Source organism: Qipengyuania algicida, from assembly GCF_009828025.1.
Lineage (GTDB): Bacteria > Pseudomonadota > Alphaproteobacteria > Sphingomonadales > Sphingomonadaceae > Qipengyuania > Qipengyuania algicida.
In genome coordinates this window covers 39,411-63,028 of record NZ_WTYA01000005.1, presented here as the reverse complement: position 1 = coordinate 63,028, position 23,618 = coordinate 39,411, and the positions used below count along the sequence as shown (strand labels likewise).

20 protein-coding genes are annotated in these 23,618 nt (G+C 58.5%); 14 read left to right on the top strand and 6 right to left on the bottom strand.

The annotated features are described in order from the left end of the window. Positions 1–70: 70 nt before the first annotated feature. From GRI58_RS07580 to GRI58_RS07555, 6 genes are all read left to right on the top strand, one after another. Entirely contained in the window at positions 71–637 is a 567-nt protein-coding gene (locus GRI58_RS07580; protein ID WP_160752981.1) for a helix-hairpin-helix domain-containing protein, read from the top strand. Positions 638–711: 74 nt separating this feature from the next. Beyond that, positions 712–1,071: a response regulator gene (locus tag GRI58_RS07575; protein WP_202386869.1), complete on the top strand. Its 360-nt coding sequence runs from the start codon at positions 712–714 to the stop codon at positions 1,069–1,071. 130 nt (positions 1,072–1,201) lie between these two features. After that, positions 1,202–2,377: an acyl-CoA dehydrogenase gene (locus GRI58_RS07570; RefSeq protein ID WP_160753149.1), complete on the top strand. Its 1,176-nt coding sequence runs from the start codon at positions 1,202–1,204 to the stop codon at positions 2,375–2,377. Positions 2,378–2,588: 211 nt separating this feature from the next. Then, entirely contained in the window at positions 2,589–3,248 is a 660-nt protein-coding gene (gene maiA, locus GRI58_RS07565) for a maleylacetoacetate isomerase (protein WP_160752980.1), read from the top strand. Beyond that, positions 3,245–4,255 carry a fumarylacetoacetate hydrolase family protein gene (locus GRI58_RS07560; protein ID WP_160752979.1) on the top strand — a complete coding sequence of 337 codons (1,011 nt, stop codon included), beginning with the start codon at positions 3,245–3,247 and terminating at the stop codon, positions 4,253–4,255. Before maiA ends, GRI58_RS07560 begins: the two co-directional genes overlap by 4 nt. A gap of 40 nt (positions 4,256–4,295) precedes the next feature. After that, positions 4,296–5,525, top strand: a complete 1,230-nt coding sequence (locus tag GRI58_RS07555; RefSeq protein ID WP_160752978.1) for a hypothetical protein — start codon at positions 4,296–4,298, stop codon at positions 5,523–5,525. Positions 5,526–5,544: 19 nt separating this feature from the next. On the opposite strand, the gene GRI58_RS07550 is transcribed toward GRI58_RS07555, so the two are convergent. Then, positions 5,545–6,708 (bottom strand): acyl-CoA dehydrogenase family protein, encoded by a 1,164-nt coding sequence (locus GRI58_RS07550; protein WP_160752977.1) that lies wholly within the window; start codon positions 6,706–6,708, stop codon positions 5,545–5,547. 53 nt (positions 6,709–6,761) lie between these two features. Beyond that, entirely contained in the window at positions 6,762–7,523 is a 762-nt protein-coding gene (locus GRI58_RS07545; protein ID WP_160752976.1) for a crotonase/enoyl-CoA hydratase family protein, read from the bottom strand. Positions 7,524–7,636: 113 nt separating this feature from the next. On the opposite strand from GRI58_RS07545, the gene GRI58_RS07540 reads away from it, so the two are divergent. After that, positions 7,637–8,905, top strand: a complete 1,269-nt coding sequence (locus tag GRI58_RS07540) for an acetyl-CoA C-acetyltransferase (RefSeq protein WP_160752975.1) — start codon at positions 7,637–7,639, stop codon at positions 8,903–8,905. A 97-nt stretch (positions 8,906–9,002) separates the two neighbouring features. On the opposite strand, the gene GRI58_RS07535 is transcribed toward GRI58_RS07540, so the two are convergent. After that, a complete protein-coding gene (locus GRI58_RS07535) occupies positions 9,003–10,967 on the bottom strand; it encodes an acyltransferase family protein (RefSeq protein WP_272916333.1) in 1,965 nt (654 codons plus the stop codon). A gap of 174 nt (positions 10,968–11,141) precedes the next feature. After that, positions 11,142–12,335, bottom strand: a complete 1,194-nt coding sequence (locus GRI58_RS07530) for an acyl-CoA dehydrogenase family protein (RefSeq protein ID WP_160752973.1) — start codon at positions 12,333–12,335, stop codon at positions 11,142–11,144. Between the two features lie 110 nt (positions 12,336–12,445). On the opposite strand from GRI58_RS07530, the gene GRI58_RS07525 reads away from it, so the two are divergent. From GRI58_RS07525 to GRI58_RS07500, 6 genes are all read left to right on the top strand, one after another. Continuing rightward, entirely contained in the window at positions 12,446–13,870 is a 1,425-nt protein-coding gene (locus GRI58_RS07525) for an aldehyde dehydrogenase family protein (RefSeq protein WP_160752972.1), read from the top strand. A gap of 186 nt (positions 13,871–14,056) precedes the next feature. Further along, complete coding sequence (locus tag GRI58_RS15860; RefSeq protein ID WP_160752971.1) at positions 14,057–15,430, top strand: O-antigen ligase family protein; 1,374 nt, start codon at positions 14,057–14,059, stop codon at positions 15,428–15,430. A 60-nt stretch (positions 15,431–15,490) separates the two neighbouring features. Further along, entirely contained in the window at positions 15,491–16,906 is a 1,416-nt protein-coding gene (locus tag GRI58_RS07515) for an oligosaccharide flippase family protein (protein WP_337190916.1), read from the top strand. 77 nt (positions 16,907–16,983) lie between these two features. Then, complete coding sequence (locus tag GRI58_RS07510) at positions 16,984–17,358, top strand: spike base protein, RCAP_Rcc01079 family (protein WP_160752969.1); 375 nt, start codon at positions 16,984–16,986, stop codon at positions 17,356–17,358. A gap of 38 nt (positions 17,359–17,396) precedes the next feature. Continuing rightward, a complete protein-coding gene (locus GRI58_RS07505; protein WP_160752968.1) occupies positions 17,397–19,172 on the top strand; it encodes a sialate O-acetylesterase in 1,776 nt (591 codons plus the stop codon). Between the two features lie 52 nt (positions 19,173–19,224). Beyond that, entirely contained in the window at positions 19,225–20,484 is a 1,260-nt protein-coding gene (locus tag GRI58_RS07500) for a DUF1996 domain-containing protein (protein WP_160752967.1), read from the top strand. 5 nt (positions 20,485–20,489) lie between these two features. Here GRI58_RS07500 and GRI58_RS07495 read toward each other — a convergent pair whose 3' ends face one another. Further along, on the bottom strand, positions 20,490–21,263 hold the full coding sequence (locus GRI58_RS07495; RefSeq protein WP_160752966.1) for a WecB/TagA/CpsF family glycosyltransferase: 774 nt from the start codon (positions 21,261–21,263) through the stop codon (positions 20,490–20,492). Beyond that, positions 21,260–22,792 (bottom strand): tetratricopeptide repeat protein, encoded by a 1,533-nt coding sequence (locus tag GRI58_RS07490; protein ID WP_160752965.1) that lies wholly within the window; start codon positions 22,790–22,792, stop codon positions 21,260–21,262. The genes GRI58_RS07495 and GRI58_RS07490 overlap by 4 nt, the downstream gene beginning before the upstream one ends. Before the next feature lie 183 nt (positions 22,793–22,975). Between GRI58_RS07490 and GRI58_RS07485 the strand changes: the two genes are divergently transcribed. Next, positions 22,976–23,566, top strand: a complete 591-nt coding sequence (locus tag GRI58_RS07485) for a polysaccharide biosynthesis/export family protein (protein ID WP_160752964.1) — start codon at positions 22,976–22,978, stop codon at positions 23,564–23,566. Positions 23,567–23,618 lie beyond the last annotated feature (52 nt).

The following is a 23,618-nucleotide window of genomic DNA, read 5'->3' as shown; positions in this document are numbered from 1 at the left end:
GCCATTACAGGCGCTAGAAGGCGCGTACGCCCGGTAAGGGAAAAAACAAGCAAGAGGGACTTAGCCACCAATGGACTTCATCGAGTCAAACTGGCTTTTGGTACTGATCGCACTGATCGTCGCGGTCGCCATCGCATGGTATGTGTTTCACGCCAGCCGCCGCACCCGCATCACCGCCGAGAGGCGCGACGTGCTCGACGAAGGCGCCGCACCCGCTGCGCGCAATCAGGCGCTGATCGACAGCACACCGGCGGTGCACAAGGAACCGGCCCCAGTTGTTCCGCCCGCCGCCCCGACAGGGTTGGCTGGCGCAGGTGTGGCGGTCGAAGCAGGCGCGCTGAACGAAAGCGCCATGGCAAATGACCATGCCTCCACCGACCGGAAGACCTCGGGCGCGGGCGACGATCTCACCCGAATCAAGGGTGTCGGCCCAAAGCTCGCCGAACTGCTGCATGGTCTGGGCATCAACAGCTTTGCCGAAATTGCCGAATGGGGCGAGGCCGATATCGCCCGGATCGACCCACAGCTCGGGCGTTTCCAAGGCCGTATCGAACGCGACAATTGGGTGGAGCAGGCACGCTATCTGGCCAAGGACGATGTCGCGGGTTTTGAATCCCGTTTTGGTAAGGTAAACTGACTCGGGAACGCAAATACGACTCGGAACGTATGAAATAATTGGGGCCGCAAAACCGATAGACGGGAGTATAGTCCATGGATCAGCTCAGGATACTCGTTGCGGAGGACGAACCTCTTGTCGCTTATGACATTTGCGAATCCGTAGAGAGTGCTGGCTATGCGGTATCCGGCCCGTTCAGCGACATATCCTCGGCCATGTTGTCTTTCCAGAAGGACAGGCCCGATTGCGCGATCCTCGATGTCACACTTTATGACGGAGCGGTCTATCCGCTGGCCGAGAAGCTGATCGCCGAGAATGTCCCGGTGATTTTCCATTCGGGCAATGTTTCGTCGGATGAGGTCAAACGGCGTTTTCCGCATTCCTGTGCGCTATCGAAGCCGTGTCCCCCAGCCAAGATCATCGACAGCGTTCAGAACGTCCTCGCCGAATCCTGACCGAAGCACGCACGCGCATATTCATCGCAGTTTTGAAAAATGCCAACCGACCTGCATGATCGCAGGTCTTGTCCCCTGCGCGCAACCCTGACATGAGCGAGCCGCCAGAGTAGGAGAAAACATGGCCGGCATGATCCCTTTCGCGTGGGACGATCCCTTTTCCCTCGATTCCCAGCTGACCGAAGACGAGCGCATGATCCGCGATGCGGCGCATGGCTTTGCCCAAAGCGAGCTGCAACCGCGCGTGATCGACGCCTTCCGTGAAGAAATGGACGCACCCGAACTGTTCCCGCTGATGGGCCGCGCCGGACTGCTCGGCGCGACAGTGCCGGAGGAATACGGCGGCGCAGGCGCGAGCTATGTCGCTTATGGTCTCATCGCACGAGAGATCGAGCGGGTCGATTCAGGCTATCGCTCAATGGCAAGCGTGCAGTCGAGCCTGGTGATGTATCCGATCCATGCCTACGGTTCGGAAGAACAGCGCAAGAAATATCTCCCCGGTCTCGCCAGCGGTGAACTGATCGGCTGTTTCGGCCTGACCGAGCCCGATGCCGGCTCCGATCCGGGAGGAATGAAGACCCACGCAAAGAAGGACGGCGATGGCTACGTCCTCAATGGGTCCAAAACATGGATTTCCAACTCCCCCTTCGCCGATGTCTTCGTAGTCTGGGCCAAGAGCGAAGCGCATGGTGGAGGTATCCGCGGCTTCGTGCTTGAAAAGGGCATGAAAGGGCTGTCCGCGCCCAAGATCGAAGGCAAGATCTCGCTGCGCGCCAGCACCACCGGCATGATCGTGATGGACGATGTAAAGGTCGGCGCAGACGCGCTGCTGCCCGAGGTTCAAGGGCTGAAAGGTCCCTTCGGCTGCCTCAATCGTGCACGGTACGGCATCAGCTGGGGCGCAATGGGCGCCGCGGAATTCTGCCTTGCCGCGGCGCGGCAATATGGCCTCGACCGGCACCAGTTCGGAGTGCCGCTGGCCAGCAAGCAGCTCTATCAATTGAAGCTCGCCGACATGATGAGCGAGATTGCGCTGGGCCTCCAATCCAGCTTGCGCGTCGGACGACTGATGGACGAAGGGGCATTCGCGCCCGAGATGATTTCCATCGTCAAGCGCAACAATGTCGGCAAGGCGCTCGATATCGCGCGCAAATCGCGCGACATGCACGGAGGCAACGGTATTTCGGAGGAATATCAGGTGATCCGGCACATGGTGAACCTAGAGACGGTCAACACCTATGAGGGTACGCATGATGTCCATGCGCTGATCCTGGGACGGGCAATCACGGGACTTGCCGCCTTCTGATGCGCGGCGAGCCTGATCGGCTGTCCTACTCGAAGACGAAGTGGCACGGAACGACTATGGTCCGTCCGTTCACCCGCTTGACCACCGTATCGCCTGTCATGCTCGCGCAGCGCAGTTTTTTGCTTCAGGACCGTGTTCCATGTGTTCCATATCGTTGGAACTTCTCCCGTAGCTCCAAGATTGGTCCAACATGGACGGCAAGGCATATTTGATGAAGCTTTATGGATATTTCAGGAGTTCGACGAGCTACCGCTTGCGCATCGCGCTGGAGCTCAAGGGGCTGCCATTCGATTATGTCCCGGTCAATCTCGTCAAGTCCGAGCAAAAGGACGCCACATACACCGCGCGCAATCCATTCGGTTCGGTGCCGCTACTGGAGGCGGATGGCCGCGACCGGGCGCAATCGATGGCACAGCTCGAATGGCTGGAGGAAGCCCATCCCCAGCCGCCGCTACTACCCGGCGACCTGGAGCAACGCTTCACCGCGCGCGAACTGGCCTATGCCATCGCTACCGAAACCCATGCGGTGAACAATCTGCCGGTGCTGAAATACCTCAAGGATCCGCTCGGCGCGTCGCAGGATCAGGTCGACGAATGGTATCGCCATTGGCTGGCCCGCACCTTCACTCCGATGGAGGAAAGGCTGGCGCAGCTGGGCACGGGCGAATTCCTGTTTGACACACCCAGCCTGTTCGAAGTCGTACTGATCCCGCAGCTCTATAACGCGCATCGGTTCGGACTCGATTTCACCCCCTACCCCCACATTTCCCGGATCGAGGCCGCCTGCCTCGCCCTGCCCGCATTCCAGCGCGCGCATCCGGACAATCAGATCGACAGCCCCGAATATTCGGGACAGGAGCAGACAATATGAAACTCGCCACACTCAAAGACGGAACGCGCGACGGCAAGCTGGTGGTGGTCTCGAAAGACCTCACCCGCTGCTGCGCCGCTGACAATATCGCGCCGACGATGCAGGCCGCGCTCGACGATTGGGACCGGCTCGCACCCAAACTGGAGGCGCTTTATCGCGACGTCGAGCACGAGGCGGTTCCGTGCGAGCGGTTCCATGAACGCGAGGCACTCTCCCCGCTCCCGCGCGCCTATCAATGGGCCGATGGCAGCGCCTACATCAACCACGTCGAATTGGTGCGCAAGGCGCGCGGTGCGGAAGTACCGGAAAGCTTCTATCACGATCCCCTGATGTATCAGGGTGGCTCTGACGGTTTCCTCGCCCCGCGTGACGATATTCCACTCAAGGACACCAGATGGGGCTGCGACATGGAAGGCGAAATCGCCGTCGTCACCGATGATGTGCCGATGGGCGTTTCCAGCGATGAAGCCGCCGACCACATCAAGCTGGTGATGCTGGTCAACGATGTGTCACTGCGCGGGCTGATTCCAGGCGAGCTGGCTAAGGGCTTCGGCTTCTTCCAGTCCAAGCCCGCCAGTGCGTTTTCGCCCGTCGCCGTCACCCCCGATGAACTGGGCGATGCCTGGAAGGGCAGCGTAATCCATCTCCCGCTGATGGTGGATTACAATGGCGAAGCCTTCGGGCGCGCCAACGCCGGGGTGGATGCGACATTTAGCCTTGCCGATCTGGTTGCCCATGCGGCCAAGACCCGTAACCTGTGCGCAGGCTCGATCGTTGGATCGGGCACGGTTTCCAATCAGGGGCCGGATGGCGATCCGGGCAAGCCGGTCAGCGAAGGCGGACTTGGATACAGCTGTATTGCCGAAATCCGCATGATCGAGACCATCGCCACTGGCGAAGCGAGCACCCGCTTCATGCAGCCGGGCGATACCGTGCGTGTCGAGATGCGGGATGCGGACGGCCATACGATCTTTGGCGCGATCGAGCAGGCTGTGGTTCAGGCCTGAACTTTTCATGGTCGCGAAACGCAGAACAGGACGCCGCTGGTTGACGGCGGTTGTCATCGTGCTGGGGCTGCTTGCGCTGCTGTTCCTGCTCACCACCAGTTCGCGGCCATGGGTTCCTGAACCGGGTGCAGCGACTGCGCAGCAGGTCAAGCTGACCAGAAATGCGTTCCAGGCGGCGCGCAAGAGCCGTGCCACCCGCGAGCCGGTTGCGCTGACGCTAGATCAGCCGCAGCTCGATGCCGTTTCGACCATGATCGGTCAGGGCTTTCCACCCAATCGCCTGTCCGCCCACATCGATGACGACCGGCTGACGGTCACGGCCAGCCGCCCGTTTCTCGGTCGATGGCTCAATGTCCGCGGGATAACCAGCGGCAAGAGCATCGGCTTTCCCGATTTGAGCGCGAGAGTTGGAGCCATTCCGGTTCCGGGCTGGCTGGCGAAATTCGGTCTCGGTATCGCCCGCCGCCTGCTGATCCTTCGCGGTGCGACGCTTCCCCCGCTCGACACTCTGGTTGCTGGGACCGATGTCGCCAACGGACGCATAACCGCACGGATCACGCTGCCACGCACCGGCCTGGTCGATCAGGCTTCAAGCGATGGCGCGCTGGCGATTGATGACGATGAAGTTGCGCGCATATATTGCAAGCTTGCCGACGAACAACGCGCCAACCCCGATCCGCTGTTTGCCCATCAGATGCGCAGGGCGATGGCGCTGAGCAGCGCCACCCGCCAAAGCGACGGCGCGGCACTAGTCGCGCTCGCCATGATGGCGGTTAACAAGGATGTCGGGCAACTCGCCGGGGATGCCGATACCAAAACCGCCAAATGCAAGGCACCTTCGGGCCAGCTGACCCTGCAAGGCCGCATGGACTCTCCCAAACACTGGTCGCTTTCGGCAGCACTGGAAGTAACCACCGGACGCAATTTCACCGTCGCGATGGGTGAATGGAAAGAGCTGTCGGACAGCCTCGCCAAGAACCCTTTCTTGGCCAAAGGCGATACAAGCGGCTTTTCCTTCGTCGACCTCGCGACCGACCGGGCGGGTTTCTTCTGGGCAAAGGCATTGACCGATCCCGCAACTATCGATCAGGCGCGCGAGAAAATGGCGCAGGCTACCGATGAGATGCTGCTGCCAAAACCGGCGGTCGAGCTCAACGATGGCATGCCCAATGCGCAGTTCGTTGCCGCCTATGGGGGCACGGATGATCCGCGGTTCAAGGCGAAGGTCAACAGCATCGATGCAATGCTGAAGGCGAACGGCGTGCCCTGACGCCGCTCGCCATCCGGCGTTACATCGAACGCGCGATCAGCATTTTCATGATCTCGTTCGAGCCGCCGAAAATGCGCGTGATGCGGCTGTCGCGGAACATCTTGGCGATGGGATATTCGTTGATATAGCCCCAGCCGCCGTGGAGCTGGAGGCACTTGTCGACTACTTCGCCCTGCAGCTCGGTCAGCCAGTATTTAGCTATGCTAGCAGTGGTGACGTCCAGTTCGCCGCGCAGCAGCTTGGCGATGCAATCGTTGAGGAATACCTTGGCCGCCGTGCCGCGGGCCTTGAGATCGGCGAGCGTGAACTGGGTATTCTGGAAGTCCCAGATGGTCTGCCCAAACGCCTTGCGCTGCTTGACGTATTCGACCGTGGTGTCGAGCGCCTTCTCAATCGTCGACATCGCGCCGACAGCGATGACCAATCGTTCCTGTGGCAGCTCGCCCATCAGCTGGTAGAAGCCCTTGCCTTCCTCTCCACCAAGCAGATTGTCGGCAGGCACGAACACATCGTCAAAGAACAGCTCGGACGTATCGGCTGCGTCCTGCCCGACCTTGTCGAGTTTCTTGCCGCGCTTGAAACCTTCGGCGCCATCGGTTTCCACGCACATCAGGCTGATGCCCTTGGCGCGCTGCGTCGGGTCGGTCTTGGCGACCACGACGACGAAATTGGCAAGCTGGCCGGAGGAGATGAACGTCTTCGCGCCGTTGAGGCGATAGCCATTGCCGTCGCGCACTGCGGTGGTGGAGATGCTCTGAAGGTCGGAACCCACGCCGGGCTCGGTCATGGCGATGGCGCTTATGTACTCGCCGCTCACCAACTTGGGTAGCCAGCGTTTCTTCTGCTCCTCGGTGCCGTGGCGCACGATGTACGGCAGGATGATGACATTGTGCAGCGAGGCGGCAAAGCCGTCGACGCCCTTGTCCGCCTGCTGGTCGAGCACGACCAGATCGTGCCTGAAATCTCCGCCATGGCCGCCATATTCAGTCGGCACGGTCATGCCCAAAAGGCCCGCCTGCCCCGCCTCTTCCCAGAACGCGCGTTCGACCATGCCGTCCTCACGCCATTTCTCGACGCGCTGTTCAGGGGCGTGCTGCTCGAAAAACTTGCCCACGGCATCGCGGAACACCGCGATCTCCTCGTCGGCCATGAACTCGGGATCGGGAACATCGATTACGGGCATTTATCAGGATCCTCTCATTTTCACGGGGTGCGTCAGGCACTCTCTCGCGAGTGTTACTTGCCTTTCCAGTTCGGGGCGCGCTTTTCGGCAAAGGCAGCCGCGCCTTCGCGCGCGTCTTCGCTCATGAACACCGGCCCGATCAGTTGAGCCTGGCGGTCATAGCGTTCGTCCATCGACCAGCCGCGTGATTCCTTGATAATCTGCTTCGACACACGCACCGCCAACGGACCGTTGGCAATGATCCTTGATGCCAGTTCCTTGGCACCCTGGAATGCAGAGCCATCGGTCACGCGGTTGATAAGCCCAAGCTCATACGCGCGCTCGGCGGAAATGAAATCGCCGGTCAGCGCCAGTTCCATCGCGATCCGCTCGGGGATCTGGTCGGGCAACATCATCACCCCGCCCGCCGCCGCGACCAACCCGCGCTTGGCTTCGGGAATACCGACTTTGGCGTCCTTGTTGGCCACGACCAGGTCGCAGGCGATCATCAGTTCCAGACCGCCCGCCAGCGCATAGCCTTCGACCGCTGCGATGAGCGGCTTAACCGGCGGCTTCTGCACGACGCCGCCAAAGCCACGACCTTCGATACTGGGCGATTCGCCGCGCAGGAAACCTTTGAGATCCATGCCTGAGCAGAACGTCCCGCCAGCGCCGGTCAGAATCCCAACCCGCAAGCTGTCATCCGCGTCCAGCCGGTCCATTGCTGCCGCAATCCCTTCGGCGGCCGCCTTGGTCATCGCGTTCTTGGCCTCGGGACGATTGATGGTGACGACGAGAATTCCGTCCTCGACGCTCGTCAGCACTTCTTCCGACATGCCTTTACTCCAATTGCTTATTGAAACTGTTCTTGCGCCCTTGCTGGCGGCGCTTTACGCATCCGTCAACCAGCAATTGTCCGCGCTACCGCGACACGAGAGGAGAGCCTACGATGCCCCAAGCCTATATCATCGACGCCGTCCGCACCCCGCGCGGGATCGGCAAACAGGGCAAGGGCGCGCTGGCCACCATGCATCCCCAGCACCTCGCGGCAACGGTCCTCAAGGCGATCAAGGAGCGAAACAATCTCGACACTTCGACAGTCGATGACGTGATCTGGTCGGTATCGACACAGGATGGGACGCAGGCGGGCGACATGGGCCGCATGGCCGCGCTCGATGCAGGATTCGACATCACAGCATCGGGCACCACGCTCGACCGCTTCTGCGGCGGCGGCATCACCTCGGTCGCGCTCGCGGCGGCACAGGTAATGAGCGGGATGGAGGATTGCGTCATCGCCGGGGGGACCGAGATGATGAGCCTCACCGCGCAGATGGCGCGCGACAAGATGGCCGCTGGTCTCAAGCCCCCGATGATGGGCAGCTATAACGAGCGGCTGCAAGCGTCGCATCCGCAAAGCCATCAAGGCGTGTGCGGCGATGCCATTGCCAGCATGGAGGGCTTTACCCGCGAAGAACTGGATGAGGTCGGCTATCGCAGCCAGCAGCGTGCCGCAAAAGCAATTGAGGGGCATCGTTTCGACAAGTCGTTGGTGCCGGTCACCGACGATGACGGCAGTGTCGTGCTCGACCGCGAGGAATTCCCCCGCCCGCAGACCACGCGCGAAGGGTTGGCGGAACTCCAACCCGCCTTCACCAAGATCGCCGATGTCCCGCTCGACCCGAGCGGGACGACCTTTCGGGGCCTCGTCAACCAGAAATATCCCGAACTGGACATCAAGCATTTCCATCACGCGGGCAACAGCTCCGGTGTGGTCGACGGCGCGGCTGCGGTGCTGGTAGCGAGCAAGAAGTACGCGCAGAAGCATGGCCTCAAGCCGCGCGCTCGGATCGTTGCGACCGCCAATATGGGCGATGATCCCACGCTGATGCTCAACGCCCCCGTACCGGCGGCGAAGAAAGTGCTGGAAAAGGCGGGGCTGACCAAGGACGACATAGATCTCTACGAGATCAACGAAGCCTTCGCTGTCGTTGCGGCGAAGTTCGTAAAGGACCTCGGACTCGACTGGGACAAAGTCAATGTCAACGGCGGCTCTATCGCCCTCGGCCACCCGATCGGCGCGACCGGCTCGATCCTGATAGGTACGATCGTCGACGAGTTGGAACGTCAGAACAAGCGCTACGGCCTCGTGACCATGTGCGCTGCAGGCGGTATGGCCCCAGCGATCATTGTCGAGCGTGTGGACGATTTCCTCGATTAGAATTGCTTGGTAATCGAGAGCAGGCGGGCTTCCCCGGCGATGGCACCACCAGATCGGCCATCCCCCTGCGCCGCAATGTTCGTACTGCCGGTTTGGGTTAAGGCGTTTTCTGGAAAACAGGCAAATAAATCGCTGTCGTCTTCAGCGAACCTCGCACCGAAAGGTGATCCTGATCGAAATAGTACAAGCCCTGCTTGTCTCCGAGTGCGCAGCTTTCGTTTGAGCATAATTTGCTTGCCGGCCACAGGAATGACACGTCGGGCAAGGTTTTGAAGAAAGCCAGAATGCGCCGATTTCGCTCAGTGTAATCCGATAGAGGAATTGTGCTGGGGGTGGCTACGAAACCGAACTGCGAAACGTAAAAACGCTGCGGAACATTGAACGGCGGTTCCGGGAGTGGCCCCACGATAAAGATTTTTTTCCCTGCCTTGTGCAAGCGATCGAGCAAGCGCCTAAACCCAGCTTCCCAGATCTTGGCATTGTCCTTCTCGCTCGGGGCGATCCCATTGGCATCTTCCAGGCGAATGTCGACGGGTGTCTCAACCGGATTGCCAGCTTCGCCGATTCTCCAGTTGGTCCAGCGAGCCGCGAAAACGACTGTCGTTATGCGCGGATCGTTAAGTGCAAGCGCGAGCATCCTGTCGTTATAGGTTTTGCAATAACGATAGGCCGTCGTGCGTGTCAGTCCGGGCTGGGTTGTATCGCTGATCGAGAATCCGATTCCCGAGGGACAATCGGCATCCGCCGCAAACAGGAACGAGGCGTTAAGTTGCTTTGCCTGTGCTTCAAGAGGAGTGGCCGCAACCATGGCGTGGGAATCGCCCCAGAGCAGGACGTGAGGTTGAGCCTGCTTGTCGCCGAGCAAACAGGCATCAGCGACCACAGACGTGTTGGTCATGCATTCGCTGTGGTGACGCATTTCATCACCGGCTGTAGCGACATACATTGCACTTCGCGCATCGAGCCGTTCAGGAGCGCCACCTGATCGAGCCAAGGCAAACCCCACCAGACCGAAGGCGACCACTGTAGCAAGCGGCACGATATAGGCAGCTCTTGCCTTGGACTTCCGAACAGGGTTCTCAATAAGGTAGAGTGTTGCAAAAGCCAGCAACAGCGACAGCGCGGAAAGCGCAAGCCCCACCGCAGGGCTGAAGTGGCCACCCACCAGATAGTCCGCGAAAGCGAAAATCGGAAAATGCCAGAGATAGTAGGAATAGGACGCTTGCCCGACACGAACGAACGGCGCGGAAGCGAGCACGCGATAGGTTGGCCCAGAACCGCTCCAGATCAGCATCGCTGCCCCAAGACAGGGCGGTATAGCGGCAAGTCCCGGAAACGGCGTTGCAGAGTCATAGAAGACTACGGAAAGGACAATAAGGGTCGCACCCATTGCGCCTATCGGGCCGGCAATTCGTTCACTACGCGGTACGACACCACATGCGAGCAATCCGCCCACGATTAATTCCCATGCCCGGGTTGGAAGAAGGTAAAAGACAGCACTCGGCGCATACGGAAGAAGCGCAATAGCGAGCACAAGCGACGCGGCGCCGATACCAAGCAGTACCCATGCCAATTTCACTCTGGTCTTGGCGAGGAAGTAGAGCAAAATCGGATAAAAGATGTAGAATTGCTCTTCGACTGCTAGCGACCACGTGTGCAGCAGGGGCTGAACCTCACTGGAGACCGCAAAATAGTCTACCGCTTTGCGAAACCAGAAATTCGACGCAAACAACGTCACGAACCCCATACTGTTGCCATAAGCTTCGAGGTTCGATGGCGGCAGGAAAATCCATGCAGCTACTGTCGTTAGCGCGAGGACGATAAGAAGCGCTGGCAATATCCGCCGAATACGGCGCTTGTAGAATTCGACGATACTGAACCTTTTTTGCTCAATGTCCTTGAGCAAGATCCCGGTGATCAGGAACCCGGAAATCACGAAGAAGACATCGACGCCTACGAAGCCGCCGGAAAAGCCGGCAATACCCGCATGGTAGAGTACGACAGGCACGACCGCCAATGTCCGTAGTCCGTCGATATCAGGCCGATAACGCAAGTTTGACATGGAATTGCTAAAGCACCTCGGACAAGTAACATTAAGGCGGCGTCAAACCGCGTCACACCACTCGGAATCTGGTGTTGATTACAACCGCATGCACAATAGCAATCCAGCGAGCAACCCGATCGTTTGCGGAAAAGATACCGGTATGAGCCGGCGTTTACAGGCTCAGTTCAGCAGCTAAGCGTGTTTCGGCTTCCCCAGCAGGCTGTCGGCAATGATCCGTTGCTGTATCTCGCTCGATCCTTCGAATATCTTCGTCAGGCGCGCGTCGCGCCAATGGCGTTCAACCGCGTAGAGCGTGGTGTAACCCGCCCCGCCGAGAATCTGGAGCGCTTCGCTGGTGACGCGTTCGGCCATTTCTGCGGCATAGTATTTGACCATGGCCGCCTCGCGCGCGCAGTTCTCGCCATTGTCGAGCTTGTGGCACACCTGCCAGAGCAATGCGCGCGCCGCCTCGACCTCGGTCGCCATGGTCGCGAGCTTGAAACGGATTGCCTGAAAGTCTGAAATTGGGTGGCCGAACTGCTCGCGCTCCTTGGCATAGTCCAGTGCATCTTCCAGTGCCCCGCGCGCCAACCCGATCGAACGGGCCGCCGTGTGGGCACGCGCGCCTTCCAGCCCCGAAACGATCGCCTTGAAGGCACCGCCGACCTCGCCGAAGCCATAGTCCGGCGTGCGCGCGCCATCGAAAGCCAGTTCGTAGGTTTTCCAGCCGTGATAACCGATCTTGGGTATCGGCTGACCGCTGACGCCTACGGGAAATTCGCCTCGCGACTTTTCGAACAGGATCGCGGTCAACCCGGCCCAGCGCGGCGCATCGGGATCGTGGGAGGTGCGGCAGATGACTTGCAGAAAGTCTGCCCGGTCGGCAAAGGTGCACCAGTATTTACTGCCTGTGACGATCCATTCATCACCGTCTCGTTCCGCCCTGCATGCGATGGAGGCCATGTCCGATCCGGCGCTGGGCTCGGACATCGAAAACGCGCCAAGATAACGCCCCTGCGCCATTGCCCGAATTTTCTCCGCGCGCTCGGCGTCATCCTTTGCCGGGATCGCGGTATAGAACATATTGCCGCGCGCGATGATCGACCCTACACTCATCCAGGCGCGCGAAAGCTCCTCGGCCACAAGGCAGTATTCGAAGAAGCCAAGCCCCAACCCGCCCAGCCGTTCTGGGATGAGGATGCCGAAGAAGCCCAGTTCACCCATGCGCGCGATGAGCTCGTCGGGCATCTCGCCCTTCTCGGGGTCCAGCCGATTGGCAACCGGCAGAACTTCCTGCATTGCGAATTCGCGGGCCATGTCGCGGATCATGATCCGCTCTTCGGTCATGTAGCCGGGGCTGGGCCGCGGCTCGGGTTTGTCCATCATCCTGCCGTCTTGCCCTGCCCATGGCTCGCCCGCAAGCACTCAGGATTGTCCGTGACTCATAGGTTCATTTGGCGCAGAAAGGTTGCAGATACGAACTGGGAGAGTCGATCATGGCCGAGAGCTACAACAACCTTATCGATGGCGAGATGATTTCCACGGCGAAGACATTTGCGGTGGTCAACCCGGCGACCGAGGAAGAGATCGCGCAGGTTCCCTCTTGCGGCAAAGACGAACTTGACCGTGCGGTCGCCGCCGCAAGAAAAGCTTTTCTGAGCTGGCGGAAGACCCCGATCGAAGAGCGGCGCAAGGCGGTTCAAGCTATTGCTGCAACCATCAAGGACAACGCCGATGAGTTGTTTCGTCTGCTGACGCTGGAACAGGGCAAGCCGCACAGCCAGGCGCAGATGGAAATCTATGGCGCTGCTGGCTTGGCGGCTGCACAATCAACGCTGAACCTCGACGATATCATCAACGAGGATTCCGACCAGCGCCTCAGCCGCACACGTCACGTGCCTGTCGGCGTGGTCGGCGGCATCGTGCCGTGGAACTTCCCGGTCATGATGGCGGTACAGAAGATCGTGCCTGCAATCCTGTCGGGATGTACGATCGTCCTCAAGCCATCTCCCTTCACCCCGCTCACCACCTTGCGGATCGCCGAGCTGATCAAGGGCGTGGTGCCAGCAGGCGTGGTCAATATCATTACCGGCCCTGACGAACTCGGGCCGCTGATCACCGAGCATCCCGATATCGACAAGATCACCTTCACCGGGTCCACCGCGACCGGCAAGAAGATCATGGAAGGCGCGTCAAAGGACCTCAAGCGCATGACGCTGGAACTGGGTGGCAACGACGCTTCGATCGTACTGCCCGATGCCGATGTCGAAAAGGTGGCGGAACAGCTGTTCTGGTCAAGCTTCAGCAACGCCGGGCAGATCTGCATCGCCGCCAAGCGGATTTATATCCACGAGGACATCTATGATGATCTGAGCAAGGCGATTGCCGAATACGCAAAGCAGGTGAAGGTCGGCGATGGATCGCATCAGGGGACTGGTGTCGGCCCGATACAGAACAAGAAGCAGTTCGACCGCGTGTGCGAGCTGATCCAGGATGCCAAGGATAACGGCTATCAATTCCTCCTCGGCGGAGACGTCGACCCGTCGGGCACCGGCTATTACGTGCCGATTACAATCCTCGACAACCCGCCGGAAGACGCACGGATCGTGGCGGAGGAACAGTTCGGACCTGTGATGCCGCTGATGAAATTTTCCTCGGTCGATGAGGTCATCGAACGCGCCAATAATTCGGATTACGGTCTGGCGGGCGCGGTGTGGACTAAAGACACCGATCAGGGCGTCGCAATTGCCGAGCAACTGGAAACCGGCACCGTATGGATCAACGAATTCCTCCACATCAATCCGCTCGCGACTTTCGGGGGCCACAAGCAATCAGGCTTCGGTGCTGAATACGGTATCGAAGGCTTGAAGGAGTTCACCTATTCACAAGTTATTACAGTAAAGCGCGACGCCGAAGTTTAGCGTATTTTGAGCCCAGGCCGCATGGACAAACCACATGCCGTCCAGGGCGCATTCCGGAAAAAGCCGGATCGCGCCGCGCTGCCCATATTGTTAATCAACCGGTGATATCCTGTAATTCCAAAGGATATGCTAGTGGGGATGGCATTGGCTTGCTAGGAGCCTGCTCTTTCACCGGCTCGCTTTCTGGTGCCCATCAAGGAATTACGCGTGCGCTTCGTTGGTCTAGCTATTCTGCTGCTGCTGATCCCGATCTGCATTACGTTCCTGAACCGCGACAAGCGCAACCGAGACTGGGCCGTTTTGGCGTTAGGCTTCCTCATGTTCATCACGGGGTCGCTGCATGTCGACGTCTCGCTCTACGGCTGGCCGACATGGCCGGGCATAGCCAGGGGAATTCTTTTTTCTCCCACGGACGTCATCTCCATCGCGTTGATCGTGACACGACGAAGCAAACGCCATGAACGGCCGCCCTTACTGCTCTATTGCTTGTTGCTCTTTCCGCAGATGCTGTCGATATTCTTTGCCGACCTTCCGATTGCTACCATATTCGTAGTCGTATCGACCCTGCGTTACATGCTGTTTTTCTACGCACTGGGTGGCGAGCTTTCCCGTCCCTCTGCGATCCGTGCACTTCTGGTTGGCCTCTCTTGCGGACTGGTGATCCAAGCGGGCTATGTCATCAACCAGAAACTGCACGGCGCGATCCAGGCGACGGGTTCAGCAGATCACCAGAACGAGATGGGAATGATGATCGAGTTGGCTATTTTGCCTCTCGTTGGCGCAGTGCTTGAAAATTTTGGACGACGCCGGATTCTCTATGTTGGTATTGCTGCATGCCTCATCGTTATCGCAGGAGGTGGATCGCGGGCAACATTGGGGTTCGTCGGTGCAGGAATTCCATTGCTGTTGCTGGTTAGTTATCTGCGCCGTCCCTCTCCGCATAAGATCAAGATAATTGGCGCTGCCGCATTGGCCATTGGATTGGCGATCCCGTTAGCTCTCGGGACGCTTAGCGAGCGTTTTGGCGACCGATCCGTCGTGACACAAGAAACGGTTCGAGACGCCTTCAAACGCGCAGCGCATGAAATGTCGCGAGATCATCCCTTCGGTGTAGGCGCCAATATGTTCGTCGTTATCGACAACACCAAAGGATATGCCGATCGGGCAGGACTGGGATGGTTCTCCGGCAACCGCAACGCACCTGTCCACAACGGTTACCTTCTTGCCCGTGCGGAGACAGGATGGATTGGCGAAATCTGCATGATATTACTGCTGGGAATCAGCGGTTTTTGGGCATTGCGTACCGCATTTCGAAGCCGCAAGGATCCGGTGTCTGGCGTGGCACTGGGCTGTGCAGCGGCTATCTTGGTAACTGCATTGCATAACAATTTCGAATTTGCCTGGTTCACCGAACCCATCCAGCGCATATTCGTTTTGAACCTTTCGCTGGTCTATGGCTGCGATCAATATTGGCGGCTATTGCGCAAACAGCAACGGCGCGAACTGAAGAAAAAAGCCAAGGATCAAATGGCCGAAGATTTGGCGCCGTCCCATATCTGACAACGTGCGTTCACATGGTCGCGATCGCGGCCTGACGTAACTCATTTTAAGAAGTGCACCATGCCATCGGATAGATCGATCCCTCCAATTGCGAACTGGTGGACTCTGCTCAAGTCTACCATCCTGGATCGCCCTATCAGCCGGCAAGTCGGGTGGGTGGTAGGACCGTTTGCAGCGATGCAATTTCTGCGGCTGATCTCAAACATCGTGCTTACTCATATACTTGCGCCGCAGCTCTTCGGGCTGATGCTGCTGGTCAATTCGTTGAGAACGGGCGCCGAATTGCTTTCGGATATCGGCATCGGGCAAAGTGTTGTGAGGTCTCGGAACGGCGAGGATCGGACGTTTCTCGATGTCGCTTGGACGATTCAGGTGTTTCGCGGGCTGCTGCTTACAGCGATCATGCTCGCCTTGGCTTGGCCAATTTCCGAGCTTTACGACAAGCCTGAGCTATTTCCTATCCTGCTCGTTGTATCGCCTATCTTCATACTGACCGGCCTTCAGTCGCCGGCCCTGTTTACAATCCAGAAGCGGATCGATCTACGCAAGCGCGCCGCTTACGATCTGTTCGGACTGGTCGCCAACATCGCGATGACGGTGACGCTTGCGATGGTCCTGCGCTCGATCTGGGCTCTGGTCTTCGGGCTGCTCTTCACAACGCTGTTTTCGACCATCCTCAGCCACTTCCTGTCCGAAAAATACATGCCGCGTTTTAGGTGGCAGCCTGACTTCGTTCTCGAAATCGTGCATTTCGGAAAATGGATCTTTCTGTCGACCGCCATCTTCTTTGCCGCAAGTACATTCGACCGGCTGTATTTCGTCGGATCGGTGCCCATCGCCCTTGCTGGCGTCTATGCCGTCGCAAGGACGTTTTCCGATATGCTCAGCCAGCTTGCACAACGAGCCGGCTCATTTCTGGTGTTTCCTAAAGTCGCTGCGATGCAGGATCGAAGGGACGAAATCGGCGACCGGCTACGCTCGATGCGCATGCTTACCTTGTCGCTCGTCGCATGCGCTGCTGGTGTGGCCGTCGCCTGTTCCGACAAGTTCATTCTACTTGCTTACGATCCACGTTATCATGCCGCCGCATTCATGATCCCGATCCTGCTCAGCAGTGTTTGGTTCGGCATATTGTCCTCTTTCGCGGATTCGATGTTGATGGGCTGCGGTCGACCGGCGCCTGGCGCCTGGGCTAACGGCGGCAAATTTGTGGCGTTACTCATAGGTTTGCCTCTTGCCGTCATGCACGGGGACTTCCTCGTTGCCATGCTGGTTCTAATGCTTTCTGAAATGGTCCGGTGGGTGATGCTGATACCTCCCTCACGCAGGGAAAAGCTCACGTCTTTTAAAGACGATATGATGCTGACCGGGCTCATGTTCGGCACGGCTATCATTATCAAAAGCGCGCTCGGATCTTTCGGCATCGTGCCCACCATCGCGCAATGGTGGTCGATGCATGGGCTGTTACACACCTAACAATCGCGAAGGTCGGATTGCCCAACCTCTCAATTCATCGGTAGGAACAGGCAAAGCACCGGCCTTAACTATCGTCATTGGCGCAGAAAAATAACCATTATGGTTATTTTTACTCTTTCCTACAGAATATTTTCGGTTCTAACAGCTTTGCCCTTCTTAAATCAAAGAAGCATAAGCATATGCCTGACACGTTTGATCGGTTCGGTCATCTGGCCGACACCCTCATCAGTCCCACCCGCATCGCCTTTACCATCGCCCCTAATGACACCAACAAATTGGATGAGATTCCGAAAGCTTTTGCGGTCGGAAGCGCGGGAACAATTGTCGTTCGTGCAATCGATTCATCAGAAGACGTGTTGTTGACAGTAGTAGCCGGACAAATCGTTCCGCTGCGCATATCGCATGTTCGGGATAGCGGTACGTCTGTCACTGGAATCGTGGGTTGCGCATGATGCTGGGCTTCGGTTTCAGTTCGACGTCTGCGCTGAGCATGCTTGACACCAGTGGGGTGATTTCTCCCGATAAGTTGTTGGTCGCCATTCTTGACGGGCAATCCAACCAGGTCGGCTACTACGCGACGCGGGATAATGCGGTCGATACGGATTACGCCGGGATTTACCAGTATGGCGATGGGACTTCGCTGCAAGCGACGCCTTCGATCAGCAGCAGCATCGTTCCGCTCTACCATAACGATACGCAAATGCAGTTGGGACAGCCGGGCAACACCGGCTCGACCAGCTGGCTCTCGCCCGGCGAATACATGGCGCGCGAAGCAATCGAGAGCGGCTATGCGGACAAGGTGCTGCTGGTGCCGACAGCGCGCGGCTCGACACACATGGTCAGCCAGACTGCGCCCAGCTGGTATCCGGCGGCAAGTGGCGGCGGCAGCCTGTTCGAGGAGATGATCTCGCAGGCCAACGCCGCAATCGCTGCGGCGGCGGTCCATCCGGACTTTGCCGGGATGGATATTGAAGTCGTGTTCTCGTGGGTGCACGGTGAGCAGGACGCAAACGATGGCGTCTCGCAGGCGACATACGCCTCCGTGATGGCGACACAGATTGCGCAGAGCCGTACGCGCGTGACGGGTGCAAGCGGAGCGAAATACGTGATCGGCTCGATGCTCCCCAATTACTGGCTGGCGAGCGGCACGAACTACGACCCGGCTATGGACCTCATCAACCGCGCCCATGTCCAGGCGTCCCTGGAGAACGCCAACACTTTCTACGCAATGGGTGCCGATGGGAATGTCACTGGCAACAACGGGCGGCACTACGGCACTGCGGCGAATGTCCGCGAGCAAGGTCGGCGCATGACGCGTATCTTCGCCGAGCCTGCCGCCGCTGGCCCGACGATCACCAGCGCGGACACCGTGGACGCGACCAATGGTTCGCCGTTCTCGCTGGCGCTGACGCATGATGGCATCCATGCCACTTTCGCTATCGTCGGCGGTGCGGACGCGGCGCTGTTTGATATCTCGGACCCCTATTATCAACCCAAGCTGCGCTGGGTCGGCGATGGAAACGGTCCTGCCAGCGATGGCGATTACGTGGTTCAGGTTGCTGCATACGATGGTGGCCATGTGCAGGGACCAGTGCAGACGATCACGACCACGGTAACGACTGCCGCTGCTCCTACCTCCGTCAGCTATGTGCCTGCGGCGAGTTTGCCCTTTAGCGGGACCGCCGCATCTGGTGTCGCGAACAGCATCAGCTTCACCGCCGAGATAGCCGCAGGCGTAAACTTGCTCGCGATCGTGGTCGACAATCGCCGCGTGACCGGCGTTACGGTCGGCGGGAACGCTGCAACGCTGGTGGTCGAGGATATCAGCAACACGCAATACGGCACGCATCTCTACATCTACATTTCCGCTTCGGCAGGAAGCCAGACTGTCGTTATCACGGTCAACAGCAGCGGTGCCGATATCGCCTGCCATATCCGCCAACTGGTCGGTGCGAATGCGGCGGCGAGTTCAACCGCCAAGAAAACCATCGGTTCGGTAAGCGATCCAGTCACGACGACTTCGGCGCTCACGGTCCCGGCAAATGGCCTTGGGGTGGCGATTGCGCGCGCCTTCGGGACCAGCGCGATCAGCTGGAACAACGGCACTTTCATTGACGACATTGCCGCCCCGGTCACGCAGCGGACTACGGGAACCATTCAGGTGTCGATTGCCGATTTCGCGCCGGGAAGCATCGCTCCGTCCGTCAACCGCGCCCCTGATAGCCAGGAGGTTATTGCGGCAGCTGCATTTTCGCTCTGTGAATGATCCTTGCGCATACTCAGTGACTATTCATGGAAAACGCTGGTAAGCTCTGCAAATGGATTTGAAACTGAGTCAATTTGGAAGGGTCCATGCGTTATGGCAATTGCTCGCCGTATTGCTGGCTGCCATTACGCTGGCTTGTGTAGCGCTTGCCCTGACAGTTCCCACACGGGCTGACGCGTCCAAGCGATCAGACAAGTGCGATACATCGTCCAGCGGCCCCGGCCACACCGGCGTGCTGAAACTCGATTGTCCGAATGCTCCATCCAACGGGCTCGCGGCATCCCAAGATGCCGAGCCCTCGGCCGCTGGAGATTCATTCAAGGAGCTGGAACCGATCGCGCCCAATTATCATCGCGATCGAATGCTCGTCCGCGCACATGGAACAGGGAAGATTCCACACAGTGCTGCCCCCGACGTCCTTGGTGCATTTCGCCTCACTTGCGCGCCTTCGCATCTGTCCTACGACGACCCCGTCGTTTACCCTGACCAGCCGGGTAAAAGCCATCTCCACCTGTTTTTCGGCAACAGCTTGGCCAATGCAAGCAGCACGTATCAGAGTCTGCGAAAAACCGGTTCCAGCACCTGCGGTGAACTCAATCGCTCGGCATATTGGATGCCGGCATTGATGAACGGTCAGAAGGTCATTCTACCGGATTATGCCACGGTATATTACAAGCGACGTCCGACCTCCGACCCATTGTGTCATACCGCGACTATCGAATGCATCGGCCTGCCCCGTGGGCTGCGGTATGTGTTCGGGCGAGCAATGACCGGCGGGAAAACGGCTTCCGATACGAAAGACCCGGTCAATTTCGTCTGCACGAAGCCGGCGATATCGTCGCGCGACATGAACGAAGTGCTCAGCAAGTGCCAGAACGGGGCCAAATTCCTCGCCCAGATCGCCGCCAACAATTGCTGGAACGGTACGCAGCTCGACAGCCCGGACCATCGCAGCCACATGGCACAAATGTACTGGAACAACAGGGGACAACAGGTTTGCCCACGTGGTCACAAGTTCCAGACGCCCGATTTTCATTTTATCGTTACATGGACAATGCGGGATCAGATGCGCTCTGCGAAATTCTCGTCAGACATCATGGCCGACACTGCCGCTGGAGAAACGCTACACGCTGATTGGTTTGGTGCGTGGGACGACCAGACGCTGGCTACATGGTTGAAGAATTGCATCAACGGTTTCAAAAATGCGAGCGGCGGGGACCTTTGCGACGGAACGCAAATCAAAGGCGCTTCGGTGCCCAGTTATGGCTGGAGAAACCCCAAACCCATCGTCGACGCTCCTAAGCGAGGATAAACGACCTACCGTCGACGGCTCGTTTGCCTGTCTGCCCACCAGATAGCGAAAATCCTTGGTCCTTTGACCAGATAACGTTGCCATAGCCGCGTAGGCTCGCTCGCAAGGCGGAACAGCCACTCCAACCCGATCTTCTGCATGATCAGCGGAGCGCGCCGCTTCGCACCGCTAAGAAACTCCACCGAAGCCCCGATACACAACGCCACACCGCGAGCCTTACCGCGCTGGGCGATTTCTCTCGCGACGATTTCGCTCTGCGGGGCGCCGATGGCGAAGAGCACGATATCCGCCCGTGCAGCCTCGACAAAGTGTGTGATTTCTTCTCGTGCAAGCGCGCTGTCACGCACCCCCATCGGTGGATCGAGATGCTTTATCGCGCAATTCGGCAGGTTATGTCGCAACCAATCGGCCTCACGTACCTGACCACCAACGAGCGCCAGAGACCTGTTCTTCCCTCCTAACCTGCCGATCAATTGCTTAACCAAATCGCTGCCGGGCGCAATCCTGAGACTTTCGCCCGAAAGCTTCGCCAGTTTAGCGAGGATACGGCTATCATTGAGGCGCAGATCGCTCTCAACGACAGCCTGCCGATAGGCAGTTCGCCACGGCTCGTCACCTTTGCCGTGATACATCACCACATGATCGACGTTCGGCGTGACAACATAGGTGAAGCTGTCCTCATGCGCGTGGCGTTCGACCCACTCCACTGCCTGGTCCAGAGTGAGCTGCGAAAACGCGATATTGAGAAAAGTCAGCGGTTCAGCAGCACCTTCACTCACTGCCATGTCCTGCCGACCAGCGGGTTGGCTCGGCGAATACCTGGCAAGGGATCGAGCGCATAAGCGGTCTTGGACTGTAGCAAACCCTGCCTGGCATCGGCCGTACACGCTGAGTCTTTCGCTTTCTGGCATATTTCGAGATAGATATCCCAACTCGATTCGCGCGATGGGGCAACATTGGAGAGGCGACGGACTGCGGATTCCGCAGCATCGATGTTACCGCGAGATACGAGCCAGTCGGCAAAGGATTTGGTCAGGTTAGGATCCTGGGGGTGCGCTTCGATGCCTTCGCGATAAACCCGTTCGACGCCTGCGGGACGATTGGCTTTCTGATAGGCTTTTGCAAGCAGGACATAACCGTCGATCCGATCGAGGCAGTCGGTCGCAACGACCTGCGCCTGCGTGATCGCATCGTTCGGCTTGCCGTGCATCAGGTCCCATTCCGCAAGGCCGGTGAGCGCTTCGCAATTGGTTGTGTCCTGCTCAATGATCTTGCGTGCAGCAGCAGCAGCCTGGGGATTACCTTGCTCGATCCCGATCCGCGCCAGCAGCCCAGACGCACGCGGATCGCTCGAACCGGCGACCAGCTTCGCCGCCACATCGGACTTGGCATGATCGATATAGAAACGCGCCACAGCCAATCTGGCATCCATGCCATCCTTGCTCGCGACAGCGGCGATATCCTGATCTGTCAGCGGTGTGACGTCATACTCGTCCCACATATCGACCAACCGCCCCATCGCCTGGCTATCGTTACCAAACCGCTCCAGCATCGAAAGCCCCACCGCTCTCGCGCCGGTCACGTCTCCAGACTTGTACCGTACATTTATCTCGTCGAGCGCGAGGTCGACGCTCTGCGGGTTTTGCCCACTAAGGAACGCAAACTGCTCGAGCATAAGTGGAACATCCCCTTGGGCGCGGGCAACTTCGAGCAATGCCGATGAAACCAACCCGTTGTTCCCGTATTTGGACGCCGCATCGCTCAGCATGGTTAAAGCCTCAGCCCGCTTGCCTTGCAGAAACAGTCCACGTGCCTTGAGCACTGTGCCACGTGGATCCTGCGGATTTCGGGCAAGAATTTTTTCGCCAGTCGCGATGGCACCGTCATAATCCTTGTCGGATAGTTCAAGCACGCCCTTTGACAGCAACACTTCCGGGATATCGGGATTGATCGCCAACGCCCGCTTGATCGCGTCCTCGGCCGTGTTCTTGTCACCGACCGCCACGCCGAGTTCCGAGATAGCCGAGAGCGCCTCCATATTGTTGGGGTCCATCGCCAAAACTACGCGATAGGCATCGAACGCAGGGCGAAAATCCTGCAAACGGTATTTGATCCGCGCGTCCAGCAGGAGAATATCTTCCTGATCATCGCGATAGGACAGGGCACGTGCAATTGCCCTGCTGGCGCCTTGCACGTCACCCTGATTAAGCAATTGCTGGGCGATTGCCGCTTCCTTTTCCGCCTTTTGCTGGGAACTGGCACACCCTCCCAGCGTAAAGAGCAGCGTTAAGGATATGATAGCCACCATGTGTCTAAACGGGATGGGGCGAGAGACAATGTGTTGGCCATGTGGCATGGCCGTGTTAATACCCCGGCAAAGTAAAAAATCCAGCGCCAAGGCAGGAATCCTCTATTGTTCAGAAACATCTCACTTGCTCGCAAGCAGATAGTCACGATGGTCATTTCAGCAATCGCGCTTCTCGCGTTGCCAATGGCCAATATGGCCCACGCACAGGCACCGGCGCAAGCGGCTAGTCGCTCGACCACGACTGCCGGGCAACCGACCCCGTCGATTTCGACCTATCGGATCAATCCGGGAGATGACCTCAACATCTACGTTTGGGGTGAAGAGCGGCTCCAGCGCCAGCTCAAGGTGCTCCCCGATGGCACGATCGCTTTTCCGTTGGTCGGCCAGCTCAAGGTCTCGGGCCTTCGTCCGCAGGATGTGGAAAAGCTCGTCAGCGAACGACTGCGCGACCAGTATCGCGGCGATGTGCCGTTCGTGACGGTAACGGTGACCGATACTGCGGGTATGTCCTTCTCGATCATGGGTAAAGTTCGCTCACCGGGCGTTTTCAATACCAACCGCTACGTCAATGTATTGCAGGCGATCAGTCTGGCCGGCGGCCCTGCCGAGTTTGCCAATATGGATAATGTCACGCTTATTCGGGGGGCCGGGGATCAGATGAAGGTGTATCACGTTCATCTCGGCCAGCTGTTCAAATCGGGTGTGAACACGGGGGATGTGCAGAGGGCAGGCATCGTTACCGTAGAACCCGGTGACGTCATCATCGTGCCCTGAGGACGGGACAGTGAAAAATATCCGTACGCTTTCAAGGGCATTATTGCTCTCA